The organism is Streptomyces sp. Tek67B01 (genome assembly GCF_055231995.1).
The window spans coordinates 4,492,119-4,509,017 of the sequence record NZ_JBUYUY010000001.1 but is presented as its reverse complement, the minus strand read 5'-3'; the positions used below and the strand labels follow the sequence as shown (position 1 = coordinate 4,509,017).

Genomic DNA, 16,899 nt, shown 5'->3' with positions numbered 1-16,899 from the left:
GGCGTGTGCCCCCTTTTCGAGACGCCGCCGTCCCCCTTGGTTCCACCCCTGGCGGCGCCTTGCCTTCTGGAGGAAGCTCATGTCCACAGCCACCGCTGCGGAAAAGAAGAAGGGCGCGGGCGTGATGGCCGTCATGCAGCGCATCGGCCGGAGCCTCATGCTCCCCGTCGCCGTGCTGCCGGCCGCCGCACTGCTCACCCGCCTCGGTGACAAGGACATGCTCGGCGATCCGTCGCTGCCGGGCTTCCTCACCACGATCGCCGGGTACATGTCCGCCGGCGGCGGCGCGATCCTCGACAACATGGCGCTGTTGTTCGCCGTCGGCATCGCGATCGGCTTCGCCAAGAAGTCGGACGGCTCGACGGCGCTCGCCGCGGTGACCGGTTACCTGGTCTTCAAGAGCGTGCTCGCGACGTTCACCGACTCCAACCTCCCGAAGATCGCCAAGGCGGTCGACGGCAAGGTCGTCATGATCGACGCTCCGGTCGACGCCAAGGTGCTCGGCGGTGTCGTCATGGGCATCGTCGTTGCGCTGATCTACCAGAAGTTCTACCGGACCAAGCTGCCCGAGTGGGCGGGCTTCTTCGGCGGTCGCCGCCTCGTCCCGATCCTCTCCGCCTTCGCGGGTCTGCTGATCGGCATCGTCTTCGGCCTGATCTGGCCGGTCCTCGGTACGGGCCTGCACAACTTCGGCGAGTGGCTCGTCGGTTCGGGCGCGGTCGGCGCGGGCATCTTCGGCGTCTTCAACCGCGCGCTGATCCCAGTCGGCATGCACCACCTGCTGAACTCCTTCCCGTGGTTCCAGGCCGGCGATTACCACGGCAAGAGCGGCGACATCGGCCGCTTCCTCGCCGGTGACCCGAGCGCCGGACAGTTCATGACCGGCTTCTTCCCGATCATGATGTTCGCCCTCCCTGCGGCCTGCCTCGCCATCGTCCACTGCGCCCGCCCCGAGCGCCGCAAGGTCGTCGGCGGCATGATGCTCTCCCTCGCGCTGACCTCCTTCGTCACCGGTGTCACCGAGCCGATCGAGTTCACGTTCATGTTCATAGCCCCGGTGCTGTACGCGGTCCACGCGGTGCTCACCGGTGTCTCGATGGCGCTGACCTGGTCGCTTGGCATGAAGGACGGCTTCGGGTTCTCCGCCGGCGCCATCGACTACCTGCTGAACCTGGGCAAGGCCACCAACCCCTTCGGGCTGGCCGTGGTCGGCCTGTGCTTCGCGGTCGTGTACTACGTGATCTTCCGGTTCGCGATCACCAAGTTCAACCTCCCCACCCCGGGCCGAGAGTCCGACGAGGAGATCGCGGAGATGGAGAAGGCCGAGGCCAAGTAGGTCGGGCCCCCTCACGCGCGAAGGAGCCCCCGCTCTCCCCAAGGGAGGGCGGGGGCTCCTTCGTGTGCCGGCCGGCCGTCAGATCTCGTAGACCGCGCCCGGGCGGGCCAGCTCGGCCCGGCCGTCGTAGACCGCGCGGGCGTCGGCGAGGTTGCGGGCGGCGTCCGTCCACGGCGGGACGTGCGTCAGGATCAGCCGGCCGGCTCCGGCTGCGGCCGCGTACCGGCCCGCCTCGCGGCCGTTGAGATGGAGGTCCGGGATGTCCTCCTTGCCGTGCGTGAAGGAGGCCTCGCACAGGAACAGGTCCACGCCGTCGGCCAGCGCGGCCAGCTCCGGGCAGAGGCCGGTGTCCCCGGAGTAGGTGAGCGAGCGGCCGCCGTGCTCGACGCGGATGGCGTACGACTCGACGGGGTGGCACACCCGCTCCGTGCGGACCTGGAACGGGCCGACCTCGAAGGAGCCGGACTTCAGGGTGCGGAAGTCGAAGACCTCGCTCATCGAGCGCGCGTCGGGCACGTCGTCGTACGCCGTCGTCAGCCGCTGCTCGGTGCCCTCGGGGCCGTAGACGGGGATGGTGCCGCAGCGGCCGCCCTCGTGCCGGTAGTAGCGGGCGACGAAGTACGCGCACATGTCGATGCAGTGGTCCGCGTGCAGATGACTCAGGAAGATCGCGTCGAGGTCGTAGAGACCGATGTGGCGCTGGAGGGCGCCGAGGGCGCCGTTGCCCATGTCGAGGAGCAGCCGGAAGCCGTCGGCCTCGACGAGATAGCTCGAACATGCCGATTCCGCGGACGGGAACGACCCCGAGCAGCCGACGACGGTGAGCTTCATGGAGCGTGAACCTCCGTGGACGGTCCGTGGACGGAATGCGGGCCGAGCGTGCGTCGAGCGTAAGGCGCGAAACCTCCGGTCGCTCCTCCGCGGCGGGCCGTTGTGGGGGGAATCACCTGTGCTGTCACTCGGGGGAGCGACGGGGGGTACGGGCGTTGTCGTGCCGGGGGCGGGGGCCGCGGCTACCGTCGGGTTATGGACACGTCGTGGTGGCCTGCCGCCGTGGCGGTGGTCGCCGTCGTGGTGCTGGTGCTGCTGCCCCGGCCGACGGGACGGGGTGCGGCTCGCCGGCGCGGGCCGGGGTCGGCGACGCGGGCGCGGCCGGGTGAGGTGTGGTGTCTGGCGGACGGGCGGTCGTGCCTGGTGCTGGCGGTGGGGGCGCGGGGGCAGGCCCGGGTGGCGTGGATCACCGGGAAGTACGACGACCGCCGCGCGGGGGTGATCCCGTTGCCCCCCGGGGCCGGCGGGCGGCCGGGGCGTACGGGCTATCTGGAAGCGGACCGGCCCGCGGAGGTGTCGTCGGCCGAGTTCGACAGGCGGCTGGGCATGCTGGACCCGACGGTGTGGGACGAGGTCAGAGGGCTGGGCGGAGGCTACGGGTGAGCGACCGGTGATCAGGGTGCGGCGGGTTTACGATCCGCCCGAGCCGGGGGCCGACGGCGACGGGGTACGGGTCCTCGTGGACCGGCTCTGGCCGCGCGGGTTGGCGAAGGCGCGGGCGGCGGTGGACGAGTGGCCGAAGGCGGTGACGCCGTCGGCGGAGCTGCGGCAGTGGTTCCACGGGGGTGGGGGTACGGCGGAGGAGTTCCGGGCCCGGTACGAGGCGGAGCTGGCGGCGCCGGAGGCGGTGGCGGAGCTGCACCGGCTGCGGGCGCTGGCCGGGGCGGGGCCGGTGACGTTGCTGACGGCGGTCAAGGACCCGGAGGGCAGCCACGCGGCGGTGCTGGCGGAGCTGCTGGCGCGGTGAGCGGGGGCGGGTGCCGGTGACCGTGCCGGGGCCCGGGGGGGGAAGGGCCGGCCGGGGCCCGGGCGGGGGGCAGGGCCCGGGCGGGGCGTGCGGGCTGCCGGGCGGGGGCGGGGGGCCGCTGCGCGGGGCCGTTCCCCCACCCCCCCCTTCCCGAAACCGGGCTCCGCCCGGACCCGCGCCTCAAACGCCGGCGGGGGCTGGAAGTACCGGGCCACGCGCCGCCCGGACCCGCGCTCGAACTCCCCCAGTCGCTACCGCTGGAAGGTGGCCCGACGGGCCGGCTGTGCCTGACCGGGTCAGGCCCAGAGTTGGCCCTGGAGGGCCTCGATGGCCTCTTCCGTCGTGGCCGCCGTGTAGACGCCCGTCGAGAGGTACTTCCAGCCGCCGTCGGCCACCACGAACACGATGTCCGCCTGTTCGCCCGCCGCCACCGCCTTGCGGCCGACGCCGATCGCCGCGTGGAGGGCCGCGCCCGTGGAGACGCCTGCGAAGATGCCCTCCTCGCGCAGGAGTTCCCGGGTGCGGGTGACCGCGTCCGCCGAGCCCACCGAGAAGCGGGTGGTGAGCACCGAGGCGTCGTACAGCTCCGGGACGAAGCCCTCGTCCAGGTTGCGCAGCCCGTAGACGAGGTCGTCGTAGCGCGGCTCGGCCGCGACGATCTTGACGCCGGGTACGTGCTCGCGCAGGTAGCGGCCGACGCCCATGAGCGTGCCCGTGGTGCCCAGGCCCGCCACGAAGTGGGTCACGGACGGCAGGTCGCGCAGGATCTCCGGGCCGGTCGTGGCGTAGTGCGCGCCGGCGTTGTCCGGGTTGCCGTACTGGTAGAGCATGACCCAGTCGGGGTGTTCGGCCGCGAGTTCCTTGGCCACCCGGACCGCGGTGTTCGAGCCGCCCGCCGCCGGGGACGGGATGATCTCGGCTCCCCACATCGTCAGGAGGTCACGGCGCTCCTGGCTGGTGTTCTCGGGCATCACGCACACGATCCGGTAGCCCTTGAGCTTCGCGGCCATCGCGAGTGAGATGCCCGTGTTGCCGGAGGTGGGCTCCAAGATGGTGCAGCCGGGGAACAGCCGGCCGTCCTTCTCCGCCTGCTCGACCATGTGGAGCGCGGGGCGGTCCTTGATCGAGCCGGTGGGGTTGCGGTCCTCCAGCTTCGCCCAGATCCGTACGTCGTCGGAGGGCGAGAGGCGGGGCAGCCTGACGAGCGGGGTGTTCCCGACCGCCGCGAGGGGGGAGTCGTAGCGCATTACTTCGATCCGCCGGCCACGGCCGGGAGGATGGTGACGCTGTCGCCGTCCTTGAGCGCCGTGGAGATGCCGTCCAGGAAGCGGACGTCCTCGTCGTTGAGGTAGACGTTGACGAAGCGGCGCAGCTGGCCGCCGTCGACAATGCGCTCCTCAATGCCCTTGTGGCGGGATTCCAGGTCCGCGAACAGGTCGGCCAGGGTGCTGCCTTCGCCCGTCACGGCCTTCTCGCCGTCGGTGTAGGTGCGGAGGATGGTGGGGATGCGGACCTCGATGGCCATGGCGGGCTCCAGTGTCGTCAAGTCAAAGCGTGGAAGCTTGGAAGCGTGAAGGGGCGTGCGGGGTAGGGCAGCGCGCGTGGTGCCCCCCGCGCGGCGGGGCTGTGGTGCTCGTGCTCAGGCAGCGGGACAGATGGCGCTTGCGAGGCGGCACAGGTCGACGTGCAGCCGCGCCACGAGCAGCAGCGGCCTGCCGGGCGTCTCGTTGCTCACGTCGTGGGAAACCATGCGGTCATGTTAACGATTCCCGGTCCCCTGTTTGGAGTGTGATCCCGCATCGTGGACCCCTGGCGCTCACATGTTGGTCAGTAGGCCGCTACGACCCGCACTTCTTCCTCGGTGATCACGCCGTCGACGATGCGGTACGAGCGGAACTGGAACTCGCCGAGGCCGTCGTGGTCGGCGGTGGAGACGAGTACGTAGTGCGCGCCGGGCTCGTTCGCGTAGGTGATGTCGGTGCGCGAGGGGTAGGCCTCGGTCGCGGTGTGCGAGTGGTAGACGATCACGGGTTCCTCGTCCCGGTCGTCCAGCTCGCGGTAGAGCTTGAGCAGGTCCTTGGAGTCGAACTCGTAGAACGTGGGAGAGCGGGCCGCGTTCAGCATCGGGACGAAGCGCTCGGGTCGGTCGGTGCCGGCCGGGCCGGCCACGATCCCGCAGGCCTCGTCGGGGTGGTCCTTGCGGGCGTGTTCCACGATCTGGTCGTACAGGGCCTGGGTGAGGGTCAGCATGAGCGACAGGATAAACAGACGGGCCCTCCCGTACCGAGGAGTGGTACGGGAGGGCCCGAATGGTGGACGGACGGTCCGGGTCCCGGCCGAGGCGGCCGGCCGGGAGCCGTGGTCCGCGAGGGGTCTACTGGGCCTTGGTGAAGGCCGCACCGCGCGGGTTGCGGGACTTCATGACCAGGTAGGAGACGCCCAGGATCACGCCCCACAGGGGTGCGCAGTACAGCGAGACGCGGGCGTCCTTGTCGGCGCCCATCATCACGATGACCATGCCGATGAACAGCAGCGCGAACCAGCTGGTGTACGGGGCCCCGGGCGCCCGGAACGGGGACTTGGGCAGGGCGCCTCGGTCGGAGGCGGCCCGGTAGCGGATCTGGCAGACCAGGATCATGATCCAGGCCCACATGCCGGAGATGGTGGCGAAGGAGACTACGTAGTCGAAGGCCTTGCCCGGGGCGACGTAGTTGATCCAGACGCCCACCAGCATCAGGGCGGCGGAGACGGTCGTGCCGACGAGCGGGGTGCCGCTCTTGGTCAGCTTGGTGAAGACCTTCGGGCCCTGGCCGTTGAGCGCGAGGTCGCGCAGCATGCGGCCGGTGGAGTACATGCCGGAGTTGCAGGAGGAGAGGGCGGCGGTGAGCACCACGAAGTTGACGATGGCGGCGCCGACGCCGAGGCCCATCTTCTCGAAGGCGGCGACGAAGGGGCTGACGCCGGGCTGGAATTCGTGCCACGGGACGACCGACAGGATCATGATCAGCGCGCCGACGTAGAAGACGGCGATCCGCCACGGCACGGTGTTGATGGCCTTGGGGAGGGTCTTCTCGGGGTCCTTGGACTCGCCGGCGGTGACGCCGACCAGCTCGACCGCGAGGAAGGCGAACATGACGATCTGCAGGGTCATCAGCGTGCCGCCGATGCCCTTGGGGAAGAAGCCGCCGTCGTTCCAGAGGTTGGCGACGGTCGCGGTGTCGGCGGCGTCGGAGAACCCGATGGTGAGGATGCCGGCGCAGATCAGGATCATGCCGACGATGGCGGTGACCTTGACCATGGAGAACCAGAACTCCAGCTCACCGAAGAGCTTCACGGAGATCAGGTTGGCGGCGTAGAGCACGACGGTGAAGATCAGCGCGTACGCCCACTGCGGGAAGCTGTCGTGGGTCCAGTACGACATGTACTGCGCGGCCGCGGTGACCTCGGTGATGCCGGTGACCACCCAGAACAGCCAGTACGTCCAGCCGGTCACGTAGCCCCAGAAGGGGCCGAGGAACTCGCGTGCGTAGTCCGAGAAGGAGCCGGAGACCGGGCGGTACATGAGCAGCTCGCCCAGGGCCCGCATGATGAAGAAGATGACCAGGCCCGCGATGGCGTAGGCCAGGATCAGGCTGGGGCCGGCCTTGGAGATGGCCTTGCCCGCGCCCAGGAACAGGCCGGTGCCGATGGCGCCGCCGATCGCGATCATCTGGATCTGGCGGGCTCCGAGCGCGCGGTGGTACCCCTCGCCGCCACCCTCGGGCCCGGCGGCCTCGCCGGGCTTCTTGTCGTGCTGCTCGACCTGCACAGAGGTCATGTCTGGTGCGCCTTTCTCCACGCCGACCCGCGCCTTCGATGGCTGCGGATCGGGTCCTCGATCCCCCCGGATACGGATGGAGTTGCACGCCGGCGATCAGCCGGTTCAAGCGAGCCGGGGGACATGGGTGGCGTCCCGGCGGCAGTCGTGAAGATTTATCACGGGCTTACGGGTGATCGAGAGGCCGGAATGTGGCGCACGGCACAGATAAATCGGGACATGGGTCCTGAAACGGATCAGATCACCGCATCGCGGTGATCTGATCGTTATCCGGATTTGAGCGTCCGCTGAGCGAACAACATGTGGGGGCGGCCGGACGGCCGGCTCAGAGGGTCTCGATGAGGCTCTCCTGGAGACCGCCGAGCCACAGGTACGCCATCACCATCGGCTTGCGCGGATCGTCGTCCGGCAGCCGGAACAGTGCGGCGCCCTCGTCGTCCTCGGTGATCTCCAGCCGCGCCGCGATGGTCAGGCGCAGGTCGTTGAGCGCGCCGAGCCAGCGCAGCGGCAGCTCCCCGGTGAGTTCCAGCACGGCAGCCCCGTCACCGGCCGGGGCGAGGTCGTTCAGGCTGTGGACGACCGCCAGGGCGTCCTCGCGCTTGCGGGTGCGCAGGTCGTTCTCGGTGAAGCGGCGGAACTCGGCCGAGCGGGCCCTCAGCTCCTCGGCCTCGGCGCGCCGCAGATCGTCCCCCGCGTCCGGACCGGCCCCGTACGCGTCGGGGAACAGGCGGGCGAGGGCCGGGTCGGCCGGAGGCTCGGTCGGGCCGTCCGAGGCGAAGAGCACGGCCAGCGGGTCGGCGTCCGCCGCGGGTTCCGGCTCCCCCGGGCCGATCAGCTCCAGCAGTTGCACGGCCAGGGAACGCAGGATGGAGATCTCGATGTCGTCGAGCGCGATCGCCGCGCCGCCGCCCTTGCGGGACTCGAAGGTGCCCATCAGTTGCGGTCCTGCGACAGCGTCGCCCAGAGCCCGTAGCCGTGCATGGCCTGCACGTCCCGTTCCATCTCCTCGCGGGTGCCGCTGGACACGACGGCCCGGCCCTTGTGGTGGACGTCGAGCATCAGCCGGTTCGCCTTGTCCTTGGGGTAGCCGAAGTACGCCTGGAACACGTACGTCACGTAGCTCATGAGGTTGACCGGGTCGTTGTGCACCAGGGTCACCCACGGGACGTCGGGTTCGGGGACCGCGGAGGTCTCTTCGGCCGATTCGGTGCGTTCGATCTCAATGGGAGCAACACTCACCCGTCCCATGCTGCCACTGTGACGGGTCCGTCGCACAAACCGGCCCTACATCTCGTCACTTTGACGAGATGTGCGCTAGCATCCGTGACATGAACCCTGCGGACCTGGGCCTGCCGGTGGACGTGCCGTCGACAGCGCTCTTCACGGACCATTACGAGCTCACGATGCTCCAGGCAGCGCTGGCGAACGGCACCGCCGACCGGCGTTCGGTCTTCGAGGTCTTCACCCGGCGGCTGCCCGAGGGGCGGCGCTACGGCGTGGTGGCGGGCACCGGGCGGGTGCTGGACGCGGTCGAGAACTTCCGCTTCGACGGCGCGGTCCTGGAGTTCCTGCGCGAGCGGGCCGTCATCGACGCGCCGACGCTGGACTGGCTGGCCTCGTACCGCTTCTCGGGCGACATCTGGGGCTACCCGGAGGGCGAGGTCTACTTCCCCGGCTCGCCCATCCTGCGCGTCGAGGGCAGCTTCGCCGAGTGCGTCCTGCTGGAGACCGTCGTCCTGTCGATCCTCAACCACGATTCGGCGATCGCCGCGGCCGCCTCCCGGATGGCCTCGGCGGCGGCCGGCCGGCCGCTGATCGAAATGGGTGCCCGGCGCACGCACGAGCTGGCGGCCGTCGCGGCCTCGCGCGCCGCGTACGTCGGCGGCTTCGCCTCCACCTCGGACCTGGCGGCGGGCTTCCGCTACGGGATCCCCACGGTCGGCACGAGCGCGCACGCCTTCACCCTGGTGCACGACAGCGAGCGCGACGCCTTCACCGCGCAGGTGGCCTCGCTGGGCAGCGGCACCACCCTGCTGGTGGACACGTACGACGTCGCGGAGGCGGTGCGCACTGCCGTGGAGGTCGCCGGGACGGGGCTGGGCGCGGTGCGCATCGACTCCGGGGACCTGCTGCTGGTGGCGCACCGGGTGCGGCACCAGCTGGACGAGATGGGCGCGACGGGCACGCGGATCGTGGTCACCTCCGACCTGGACGAGTACGCGATCGCCTCGCTCGCCGCGGCGCCCGTGGACGCGTACGGCGTCGGCACCCAGCTCGTGACCGGCAGCGGGCACCCGACGTGCTCGATGGTCTACAAGCTGGTGGCGCGGGCCACGTCGGCGGACCCGAAGGCGCCGCTGCTGCCGGTCGCGAAGAAGTCCTCGGGCGGCAAGACCTCGCTCGGGGGCCGCAAATGGGCGGCCCGCCGGCTGGACTCGGAGGGCGTCGCGGAGGCGGAGGTCGTGGGCGTGGGCCCCGTGCCGACGGCCCTCGCGGACCGACAGCTCCTGGTCCAGCTGGTCAAGGGCGGGGAGGTCGTGACCCGGGAACCCCTGGAGGCGGCGCGAGAGCGCCACCTCGCGGCCCGCTCGGGCCTGCCGCTGTCCGCGACGCAGCTCTCGCGCGGCGAGGCCGTGCTCCCCACGGAGTACGTGTAGTCGCCGCGCGTACCGGGCCGGGGGCCCCGTCCCCGGCCCGGGACGCGCGGGGCGACCGCGACCTCGGCGGCGTTTGGGGCGCGGGGGTACGGGGGCAGGGCACCGGCACGGTGGGGGAAGAGCCCCCGCGGGGTCCCGCCCCACCACACATCACAGCGAAGGGCACGCGACATGCACCGCGCACTGATCGTCGTCGACGTACAGAACGACTTCTGCGAGGGCGGCAGCCTCGCGGTCACCGGCGGGGCGGACGTCGCCGCCGCCATCACGGAACTGATCGGACAGGCCACGCCGGGCTACCGGCACGTCGTCGCCACGCGCGACCACCACGTCGACCCCGGTCCGCACTTCGCCCACCCACCGGCGGAGCCCGACTACGAGACGTCCTGGCCGGTGCACTGCGTCGCCGGGACCGAGGGCGTCGGGTTCCACCCGAACTTCGCCCCGGCGGTGGCCTCCGGCGCCGTCGCCGCCGTCTTCGACAAGGGGGCGTACGAGGCCGCGTACAGCGGGTTCGAGGGCCGGGACGAGAACGACTCGGGCCTCGCCGACTGGCTGCGGGAGCGGGGCGTCACGGAGGTCGACGTGGTGGGCATCGCCACCGACCACTGCGTGCGGGCCACTGCCCTGGACGCGGCCCGCGAGGGCTTCCGTACGCACGTCCTGCTCGACCTCACGGCGGGCGTGGCCCCGCACACCACCGCACGCGCCCTGGAGGACCTCCGCGCGGCCGGTGTGCGGCTGACCGGTACCCCGGTGGTCGCGGGCGCCTAGGAGGGCGGGGTCGAGGCCCTACGCGCCCCGCAGCAGGGCGCGGATCGGGTGCCAGAGCTCCTGGGCCCGGTCGGGGGTGCAGCGCCACAGGAGGCCGTCCGGGTGGTGGAGGACGGCGGTGACCTCGTCGGGGGTCGGCGGGTGGGCGTTGCCGCGGAGGTAGACGGCGCGCATGCCGAGGTTCCGCAGCCTGGTCAGGGCGCGGGCCCGGTTCGCGGCGTGCACGAGCACCCGGACGTTTCCGTCCTCGCCGGAGGGCCTGGGCAGCATGAGCGCGACCACCACGCTGCCGCCGGGCAGTCTCACGAAACCTCCACCGGGCATGATCTTCAGCTCCCCCGTCAATAAGACAACTTCCGACCCGCATCTAAACGCGATCGGCCGCCGCCCGCTAGAGGGCGACGGCCGATCATGTTTTGACCTGCGGTTTTGCCGGATTACTTAACGGCGGGACCGACCTCGACCGTCATCTGGAGACCGTCGTACGGCTCCTTGACGATCTTGATCTTGGTGTTGGTGTCAGTGGTCTTCACCGAACCGGTCGGGTTCTCGTCGTAGAAGTACTTGCCCTTGTGGTCGTCGAAGACCAGGTTCGCGGGCTTCGGCTTGAGGAACAGCGCCTCACCGTTCTTGTGCAGCGTGAAGGCGTCCGTCGAGTAGGCGCTGAACGTCGCGTCGTACGGCTGGATCTTGTTCCGCAGCAGGGTGCCGTCCGCCCACTTCATCGGCTTGGCGTTGGCGTCGATCGGCAGGATCTGACCCGAGCCCGGGTGCTGGCTCGTGTTGTTGTCCTTCTGGGAGGTGTCCCAGAGCCAGATCAGCAGACCGTCCTGGTAGGGGTAGTGCTCCACCCAGTTCGGCTTGGTGTTGGCGAAGCCGAAGTTGTACGGGCCGACCTTGAGGGTCGAGTCGTACGAGACGTAGCGACGGTTCTCCGCCAGGTAGTACTGCGCGTACTCCTTGGTGAAGCCGGCGCCGACCCGGGAGAAGCCCTTGCCGGTCCAGCCGTTGTCGCCGTTCTCGGCGCCGTCGGTGAACAGCGCGGAGCCGTCCGCGGTGAGGGTGATGGCGTCGGCCGTGAAGCCCTTGCCGCCCGCGCCGCCGTCCGTCTGGTAGCGGAAGCGGAGGTCGACCTTCTTGCCCGCGTAGGCGTCGAGCGGGAAGTTCAGCTGCTTCCAGGCGCCGGAGACACCGGTCAGCGAGGGGGCGCCGGAGGAGTCGGCCGGGAGGGCCGCGCCGTCGGCGGTGCCGGCGAGGGGCGTCCAGGTGGCGCCGCCGTCCGTGGACACCTCGGTGTAGAGGAAGTCGTAGCCCTCCTCGATGTCCCACCAGCCCTTGAGGGACAGGGCGGCGGAGGACTTGCCGGTCAGGTCGACCGAGCGGGTCAGGGTGTTCTTGAGGTCGTCACCCATGTTGCTCCACCACTGCGAGGAGCCCTCGGCGGGAGCGACGATGTCCGTCTTGACCTGCTTCTTCGGCAGCTCGACGAGCAGACCCTGCTTGTCCTTGGTGTTGTACGCGGAGACGCCCAGCTTGTGGGTGGACTTCGTCGCGGCCTTGGCCTTGTCGTAGTTCAGCCAGCCCAGCTGCAGCTTGCTCCAGGCGTCCATGTCGCCCGGGAGGTTGCCTATGGAGTCCTTGCCGTCGCCGAGCCAGGAGCCCGCCGACATCAGGGACCAGAAGCCGACGCTGTTGTCGCCGCCACCGGAGGTGTCGTAGAGGTCGGGCAGACCGAGGTCGTGGCCGTACTCGTGCGCGAAGACGCCGAGGCCGCCGTTCTCCGGCTGCATCGTGTAGTCGCCGACCCAGATGCCGGTGTCGCCGATCTGCGTGCCGCCGGCCTTGTTGTTCGCCGGACCGGTCTTGCCGGCGTCGGTGCCGTAGGCGTACCAGCGGTGCGCCCACAGGGCGTTGGTGCCCTGCACGCCGCCGCCGGCCGACTCGTCCTCGCCCGCGTGGACGATCTGGAAGTGGTCGATGTAGCCGTCGGGCTCGTTGAAGTTGCCGTCGCCGTCGTAGTCGTTGCGGTCCCACTGGTCGTACTGCGCCAGGGTCGCCTTGATCTCGGCGTCGGTCTTGCCGGCCTTCTTCTGGGCGTCGACCCAGGCGTTGACGCCGTCCTTGACGGTGTCCCAGACGTTCGAGCAGTTCGTCTGGCCGCAGTAGTTCGAGCCGTAACGGGCCTCGTTGTACGGGATCTTGACCCAGTCGGCGACCTGGCCGTCGACCGAGTAGCGACCCGAGGAGGTCTTCTCGTAGTAGGTCTTCAGCGAGTTCTTGCCCTGGCCGGTACCGAAGTACAGGTCCTGGAAGTAGTCCCGGCTGAAGTCCTTGCGCCAGGCCGTGCTGTTGTTCGTCGCGCGGTCCGGCTGCGCGATCGTGTTGTGCGCCGGGCCGGGGGTGCCGCCGTACTTCGGCGCCGGCGGCTTGGGGCCGTTCGGGCCGTCCGGGTCGTACATGGTCGTGTTGTCGACCTGGTCGCCGAACTCGACGAGGATCGTGAAGATCTTGTCGGTCTTCTCGCGTCCCAGCTCGACGTACTTCTTGTCGTCCAGCTTGACGACCTTGGAGGCCCCGCGCTGCTCGACGGCCTTCTTGCCGCTCAGCACCTGGTCGAGGGCCGCCTCGCGCGCCTGCGCCTGCTGCTTGCTGAACGGGCCGGGCAGGTCGTGCTGGACCTGCTCCTTCGCCGCGGCGGTCGGGTCCTGACGCTCCACTGCGGGTGCGTCACCCCGACTCGCGTCGGCGGCCTGTGCCGTGGTGAGGAAGGCGCCCGCGGCCGCGGTGGCGCCCAGCGTCACGGCGATTGCCGCGCCGCGCAGCGCGCGCCTTCCCTTGGAGTTGCCGGTCACTTGATGTCGTTCCCCTCCCGCGGCCGCAGCGTTGGTCGGAACGTCTCCAAAGGAGTGGGGGGTTCCGCGCGGCACGCGTCTCAAGTGACGACATTTGACCGGAGAGACGCGAGAAAAGACAGACCTTGACTTGTTCCTTACAAGTGCACTATGCGGGCAGCGAGTTCCGTTATTCGGACGTACGTCGCCAGTCGGGGCGAAGGGGTGTTTGCCGACCCCCTCGCCCCCTGGGGTCATACCGGAAGACGGCCGGAGAACCACCCGAGGATGCACGGGAAATGACGCCGTGCGCCCCCCGTGCTCCCGCGCGAAGCCGTCCTCCGGTTAGGGCACGCTTACTGACGGTTCCTCTCGGGCATGCCCCGTCGTAGAGTCTCTTGACGCGCGACGAGTTGAGCCGACTCTCCCTCACCTCCTTGAGGACGGAAACCGCCATGCCGCGTCCGACCGCCGCACAGCTCGCCTACGGCTCCGCCACCGTCATCGTGTCGACGATCGCCATGCTGCTGCTGTCGCAGACGAGCACGGGGATCGGCATCGCGGTCATCTCCGCGGCCGCCCTCGCCCTCGGACTCCTCGTCGCACTCACCGTGCCGATCCCGCGCCGGCGCGGCAGGCACGCCGCCGGACGGTCCGCCGCGGCGCCGGCCGTGACCGAACTCCCCCTCGGCGTGCCGTCGCAGGCTCGGGTCCCCGAGCCGCGGGCCGCCGCCGAGCACCCCGTGCACCCCGTGCACCACTGAGCCCCGGGCGTACGGCGGTGCGGACGACCCATCCCCCGGGGGGACGGCCGCCCGCACCTGTCGCCGTTACGGCCCGGGAGGAATCAGGTCGTGCGGACCACCACCGTCTTCGCCACCTTGTCGTGCAGCCCCTGCTTGTACGGCTTGTCGATCAGCATCGACACGATCAGCGCGAGCGGCCACAGGCAGAAGCAACAGATCAGCGTCGGCACCCACAGCACCGCGCCACGGCTGAGCGCGGCCCCGGAGGGCGGCATGCTGCCGTCGTTGAGCATCGCGACGCGCAGCCCCAGCAGCCGCTTGCCGACGGTCTGGCCGTTCTTCTTGGTGAACCACCAGTCGTAGCCGACGTACGCGACGATCGAGATCAGAGTCCAGAGCAGACCTGTGCCGTTGTACGACTTGGTGATGACCTCGGTGACGTCCTCGCCCTTGCCCGTGTCGACGGCGTACCTCCGCGAGCCGAACGGCAACTGGATGAGGAACAGCGGGACCGCGACGATGATCAGGTCGATGATCCGCGCGCCGAGCCGCTTGCCGAAGTCCGCGAGCGGGGGCATGCCCGCGAGGGGGTCCGGCATCCCGTACGGGTGCCCGGCGCCGCCACTGCCGTTGTACGGGGGCGGCGGGGGCGGATAGCCCCCGCCGCCGGGTCCGCCCGGTCCGCCGGGGGGCGGGGGGTACCCGCCGCTGCCGGGCGGCGGCGAACCGTACGGCGAACCGCCCGACGGCGGCGTCGGTTCCTGGGGCCTCTTGCGGAACGGGTCGTCCTCGGGCGGCTGGTCCGGCGGCGGCTGATCGGTGCTCATGGCCCGAGTCGACCCCGGGCGCGCGAACCCCGCAACGGGACGGCGTCCGTCCGGGGGGCGACGGTCAGCTAGCGGGCCACGTACGTCTTCGCCGCCTTGTCGTGCCAGGCCTGGCGGCGGGGTCGGTCGACCAGGCACCAGAGGCTGCCCGGGATGCCGAGGGTCGCGTACACCAGCCAGCGGCACAGGGCCGCGGCGAAGGTGGGCGGCCGACAGGTGGTGGTGGCCAGGACGCGGACGCCGAGCAGCTTCTTTCCCGGGGTGCGGCCCCAACGGGCGGTGGGCAGGACCTCGTAGAGGACTCCGAAGAGCAGGACGGCGGCGAGTACGAGGCCCAGGTATCCGGTGATGGTGGCGTCGAGCAGCCAGACGGTGGTGTGCCGGCCGATCGCCCGGGCGGCGTCGACCTTGGCCTGGACGTGGGCCGTGACCCGGGGTACGAGGGGCCGGGCGACCGCCGTCGCGACGCCCCCGAGGACGAGGGAGTCGAGGAGGCGGGCCAGGGCGCGGCGGAAGAGGCCAGAGGGGCGGACCGCGCCCTCGGCCATGCGCTCGAAGACGGCGTGCGCGGTGGGCAGCGGTGCGGCGGGGAGCGGGGCGGCGGGGGCGGCCGCTCGTTCGGGGGCTTGCGGCGGGGTCGGCGGGCTCGGTGGGGTGTGCTCGGCGGGGGGCTCGGGTCGCGCCGGCTCGGGGGCTGGCCGGGGCGCCGACACCGCCGGGCGGGGCCGGGCGGGGGCGGGCCGGGGGGAGGCCGCCTCGGGCCAGGAGGAGGTGACCCCGGAAGGCGCGTCGCCGCCGCCGGGAGCCGCGGGCCACTCGGGAGCCGGGGCGGGCGCGGCGGGGGTGGGGGGCTCGGGGGCGGCGGGCGCGGCCACCGGTGAGCGGGCCGACAGGATGCCCACCGCCTCCGCGGGGTACCGGTCCACGGGCGGCGCGGCGAGCGCCGCGCGGGCGGGCAGCGCCCCGGCGGGCTCCTCGGAGTGGCCCCAGGACACCCGGACGTCGCGCGGGCCGCCGAAGCCCGCCTGGTGCGCGGGGTCCGCCTGCCACGCCGCCTGCTCGGCCACGGCGGCGGCCACCACCGGCTCGCGGTCGCGGGTGGATGCGCGCTCGGGTTCCCGGGTCGGGTCCGGCTCCGGGTCGATGCCGGGGTCGGGGTCGGGGTCGGGCAGCGCCTCGGTCATCGACGTGTCGTCCAGGAAGACCGGACCCGTCTCGTCCGCGGGCGTGGCGGGCCGGCTCGTACCCGGAACCCAGGCCGAGCCGTTCCAGTACCGCACGTACCCGGGGATGGAGGGATCGGGGTAGTAGCCCTCGCGGGCGTGCTCGCCGTCACCAGGGGAGGCCGTCAATGTCCCCAACTCCGATCGTGGCTTGAGGCTGTGAAGGGCAGGACCATAGCGAAGAACCTCCCTCCGACAGGTCCGGTAACGGGAGAATCCAAGCCTTCGAGCGAACCCTTTCCCCAGCTGCCTGGTTTCGGTCATCCGACAGATTCCGGCCAATCTCCGCTTGACCCCGCGAAGTCGCGTCATACCCCGGCAGATCGGGGCTCTTTCCGGACGTGGGGCTCGATCCCGGCCCCGCGCACCGGACGCGAGATCCGCAACGAAGTGAGGCCGTCATGCACCACCCCGTCATCGAGCGCGAGCTGGAACTCAAGCTGGTCATGTCCCCCGAGCGCACCATCCCCGTCCCCGCCAGGCTGCTCTACCTGACGGACGACCCGTACGCCGTGCACATCACCTTCCACGCCGGCTCCAGCGCCCCGGTGCACTGGACCTTCGCGCGCGAGCTGCTGGTCGAGGGGGTGTTCCGTCCGTGCGGCCACGGGGACGTCCGGATCTGGCCCACGAAGATCGACAACAGGTCCGTGCTGTCCATGGCGCTCAGCTCCCCCGACGGCGACGCCCTGCTGGAGGCCCCCGCCGCCTGCGTGTCCGCGTGGCTGGAGCGGACCCTGCGCGTGGTCCCGCCGGGGACGGAGGCCGAGCGGCTCGGCCTGGACGCCGCGCTGGCGGAGCTGCTCACCCCGACCCCGGCGGACGACCTGTGGCTGCGGGACCCGTGGCCCTCGGACGAGTCGCCGGACGGGGACTCCTGAGGGCCGCCG

At 71.1% G+C, this 16,899-nt stretch carries 19 protein-coding genes; 7 read left to right on the top strand and 12 right to left on the bottom strand.

Translation table 11 applies throughout. From position 1 onward, the window contains the following. The first annotated feature begins 79 nt into the window (after positions 1-79). The gene (locus tag ACV7NM_RS20240) at positions 80-1,336 is read left to right on the top strand and encodes a PTS transporter subunit EIIC (RefSeq protein WP_463411585.1); all 1,257 of its coding nucleotides are present in this window, start codon (positions 80-82) and stop codon (positions 1,334-1,336) included. 78 nt (positions 1,337-1,414) lie between these two features. Here the strand turns inward: ACV7NM_RS20240 and ACV7NM_RS20235 are convergent, their stop codons facing one another. Then, positions 1,415-2,167, bottom strand: a complete 753-nt coding sequence (locus ACV7NM_RS20235) for an MBL fold metallo-hydrolase (protein WP_463411584.1) — start codon at positions 2,165-2,167, stop codon at positions 1,415-1,417. Between the two features lie 195 nt (positions 2,168-2,362). Between ACV7NM_RS20235 and ACV7NM_RS20230 the strand changes: the two genes are divergently transcribed. Further along, positions 2,363-2,770, top strand: a complete 408-nt coding sequence (locus ACV7NM_RS20230; RefSeq protein WP_463411583.1) for a hypothetical protein — start codon at positions 2,363-2,365, stop codon at positions 2,768-2,770. Between the two features lie 7 nt (positions 2,771-2,777). Beyond that, positions 2,778-3,134: a DUF488 domain-containing protein gene (locus tag ACV7NM_RS20225; RefSeq protein WP_463411582.1), complete on the top strand. Its 357-nt coding sequence runs from the start codon at positions 2,778-2,780 to the stop codon at positions 3,132-3,134. A 296-nt stretch (positions 3,135-3,430) separates the two neighbouring features. On the opposite strand, the gene ACV7NM_RS20220 is transcribed toward ACV7NM_RS20225, so the two are convergent. The 7 genes from ACV7NM_RS20220 to clpS all read right to left on the bottom strand — a co-directional run bounded on the left by ACV7NM_RS20220 (position 3,431) and on the right by clpS (position 8,199). Continuing rightward, positions 3,431-4,381, bottom strand: coding sequence for a PLP-dependent cysteine synthase family protein (locus tag ACV7NM_RS20220; RefSeq protein WP_463411581.1), 951 nt, complete (start codon positions 4,379-4,381; stop codon positions 3,431-3,433). Then, a complete protein-coding gene (locus ACV7NM_RS20215; protein ID WP_463414000.1) occupies positions 4,381-4,659 on the bottom strand; it encodes a MoaD/ThiS family protein in 279 nt (92 codons plus the stop codon). Before ACV7NM_RS20215 ends, ACV7NM_RS20220 begins: the two co-directional genes overlap by 1 nt. Positions 4,660-4,773: 114 nt before the next feature. Beyond that, positions 4,774-4,884, bottom strand: a complete 111-nt coding sequence (locus ACV7NM_RS20210; protein WP_329195557.1) for a putative leader peptide — start codon at positions 4,882-4,884, stop codon at positions 4,774-4,776. A 77-nt stretch (positions 4,885-4,961) separates the two neighbouring features. Next, positions 4,962-5,384 carry a M67 family metallopeptidase gene (locus ACV7NM_RS20205; protein WP_463411580.1) on the bottom strand — a complete coding sequence of 141 codons (423 nt, stop codon included), beginning with the start codon at positions 5,382-5,384 and terminating at the stop codon, positions 4,962-4,964. 124 nt (positions 5,385-5,508) lie between these two features. Continuing rightward, positions 5,509-6,951: an amino acid permease gene (locus ACV7NM_RS20200; protein WP_463411579.1), complete on the bottom strand. Its 1,443-nt coding sequence runs from the start codon at positions 6,949-6,951 to the stop codon at positions 5,509-5,511. Positions 6,952-7,276: 325 nt separating this feature from the next. After that, on the bottom strand, positions 7,277-7,888 hold the full coding sequence (locus tag ACV7NM_RS20195) for a DUF2017 domain-containing protein (RefSeq protein ID WP_463413999.1): 612 nt from the start codon (positions 7,886-7,888) through the stop codon (positions 7,277-7,279). After that, complete coding sequence (clpS, locus tag ACV7NM_RS20190; RefSeq protein ID WP_463411578.1) at positions 7,885-8,199, bottom strand: ATP-dependent Clp protease adapter ClpS; 315 nt, start codon at positions 8,197-8,199, stop codon at positions 7,885-7,887. The genes ACV7NM_RS20195 and clpS overlap by 4 nt, the downstream gene beginning before the upstream one ends. Before the next feature lie 80 nt (positions 8,200-8,279). Between clpS and ACV7NM_RS20185 the strand changes: the two genes are divergently transcribed. Together ACV7NM_RS20185 and ACV7NM_RS20180 are read left to right on the top strand one after the other, a co-directional pair. Then, positions 8,280-9,608: a nicotinate phosphoribosyltransferase gene (locus ACV7NM_RS20185; protein ID WP_463411577.1), complete on the top strand. Its 1,329-nt coding sequence runs from the start codon at positions 8,280-8,282 to the stop codon at positions 9,606-9,608. Between the two features lie 171 nt (positions 9,609-9,779). Continuing rightward, the gene (locus tag ACV7NM_RS20180) at positions 9,780-10,382 is read left to right on the top strand and encodes an isochorismatase family protein (RefSeq protein WP_463411576.1); all 603 of its coding nucleotides are present in this window, start codon (positions 9,780-9,782) and stop codon (positions 10,380-10,382) included. 18 nt (positions 10,383-10,400) lie between these two features. On the opposite strand, the gene ACV7NM_RS20175 is transcribed toward ACV7NM_RS20180, so the two are convergent. Together ACV7NM_RS20175 and ACV7NM_RS20170 are read right to left on the bottom strand one after the other, a co-directional pair. Beyond that, complete coding sequence (locus ACV7NM_RS20175) at positions 10,401-10,706, bottom strand: hypothetical protein (protein ID WP_463411575.1); 306 nt, start codon at positions 10,704-10,706, stop codon at positions 10,401-10,403. A gap of 113 nt (positions 10,707-10,819) precedes the next feature. Next, entirely contained in the window at positions 10,820-13,234 is a 2,415-nt protein-coding gene (locus tag ACV7NM_RS20170; RefSeq protein WP_463411574.1) for an immune inhibitor A domain-containing protein, read from the bottom strand. 434 nt (positions 13,235-13,668) lie between these two features. On the opposite strand from ACV7NM_RS20170, the gene ACV7NM_RS20165 reads away from it, so the two are divergent. After that, on the top strand, positions 13,669-13,977 hold the full coding sequence (locus ACV7NM_RS20165) for a hypothetical protein (protein WP_463411573.1): 309 nt from the start codon (positions 13,669-13,671) through the stop codon (positions 13,975-13,977). A gap of 83 nt (positions 13,978-14,060) precedes the next feature. Here the strand turns inward: ACV7NM_RS20165 and ACV7NM_RS20160 are convergent, their stop codons facing one another. Both ACV7NM_RS20160 and ACV7NM_RS20155 read right to left on the bottom strand, forming a co-directional pair. Further along, positions 14,061-14,786, bottom strand: coding sequence for an RDD family protein (locus ACV7NM_RS20160; RefSeq protein WP_463411572.1), 726 nt, complete (start codon positions 14,784-14,786; stop codon positions 14,061-14,063). A gap of 68 nt (positions 14,787-14,854) precedes the next feature. Then, positions 14,855-16,138, bottom strand: a complete 1,284-nt coding sequence (locus tag ACV7NM_RS20155; protein WP_463411571.1) for an RDD family protein — start codon at positions 16,136-16,138, stop codon at positions 14,855-14,857. A 272-nt stretch (positions 16,139-16,410) separates the two neighbouring features. Between ACV7NM_RS20155 and ACV7NM_RS20150 the strand changes: the two genes are divergently transcribed. After that, positions 16,411-16,890 (top strand): SsgA family sporulation/cell division regulator, encoded by a 480-nt coding sequence (locus tag ACV7NM_RS20150; RefSeq protein WP_463411570.1) that lies wholly within the window; start codon positions 16,411-16,413, stop codon positions 16,888-16,890. The last annotated feature ends 9 nt before the right edge of the window (positions 16,891-16,899 follow it).

What these genes read in the sequence shown, in the direction of transcription:
- ACV7NM_RS20235 (WP_463411584.1), bottom strand. Translation starts at nt 2,167, where the DNA reads ATGAAGCTCACCGTCGTCGGCTGCTCGGGGTCGTTCCCGTCCGCGGAA.
- ACV7NM_RS20180 (WP_463411576.1), top strand. Translation starts at nt 9,780, where the DNA reads ATGCACCGCGCACTGATCGTCGTCGACGTACAGAACGACTTCTGCGAG.
- ACV7NM_RS20165 (WP_463411573.1), top strand. Translation starts at nt 13,669, where the DNA reads ATGCCGCGTCCGACCGCCGCACAGCTCGCCTACGGCTCCGCCACCGTC.
- ACV7NM_RS20175 (WP_463411575.1), bottom strand. Translation starts at nt 10,706, where the DNA reads ATGCCCGGTGGAGGTTTCGTGAGACTGCCCGGCGGCAGCGTGGTGGTC.
- ACV7NM_RS20200 (WP_463411579.1), bottom strand. Translation starts at nt 6,951, where the DNA reads ATGACCTCTGTGCAGGTCGAGCAGCACGACAAGAAGCCCGGCGAGGCC.
- ACV7NM_RS20230 (WP_463411583.1), top strand. Translation starts at nt 2,363, where the DNA reads ATGGACACGTCGTGGTGGCCTGCCGCCGTGGCGGTGGTCGCCGTCGTG.
- ACV7NM_RS20220 (WP_463411581.1), bottom strand. Translation starts at nt 4,381, where the DNA reads ATGCGCTACGACTCCCCCCTCGCGGCGGTCGGGAACACCCCGCTCGTC.
- ACV7NM_RS20160 (WP_463411572.1), bottom strand. Translation starts at nt 14,786, where the DNA reads ATGAGCACCGATCAGCCGCCGCCGGACCAGCCGCCCGAGGACGACCCG.
- ACV7NM_RS20205 (WP_463411580.1), bottom strand. Translation starts at nt 5,384, where the DNA reads ATGCTGACCCTCACCCAGGCCCTGTACGACCAGATCGTGGAACACGCC.
- ACV7NM_RS20150 (WP_463411570.1), top strand. Translation starts at nt 16,411, where the DNA reads ATGCACCACCCCGTCATCGAGCGCGAGCTGGAACTCAAGCTGGTCATG.
- clpS (WP_463411578.1), bottom strand. Translation starts at nt 8,199, where the DNA reads ATGGGACGGGTGAGTGTTGCTCCCATTGAGATCGAACGCACCGAATCG.
- ACV7NM_RS20210 (WP_329195557.1), bottom strand. Translation starts at nt 4,884, where the DNA reads ATGGTTTCCCACGACGTGAGCAACGAGACGCCCGGCAGGCCGCTGCTG.
- ACV7NM_RS20185 (WP_463411577.1), top strand. Translation starts at nt 8,280, where the DNA reads ATGAACCCTGCGGACCTGGGCCTGCCGGTGGACGTGCCGTCGACAGCG.
- ACV7NM_RS20240 (WP_463411585.1), top strand. Translation starts at nt 80, where the DNA reads ATGTCCACAGCCACCGCTGCGGAAAAGAAGAAGGGCGCGGGCGTGATG.
- ACV7NM_RS20215 (WP_463414000.1), bottom strand. Translation starts at nt 4,659, where the DNA reads ATGGCCATCGAGGTCCGCATCCCCACCATCCTCCGCACCTACACCGAC.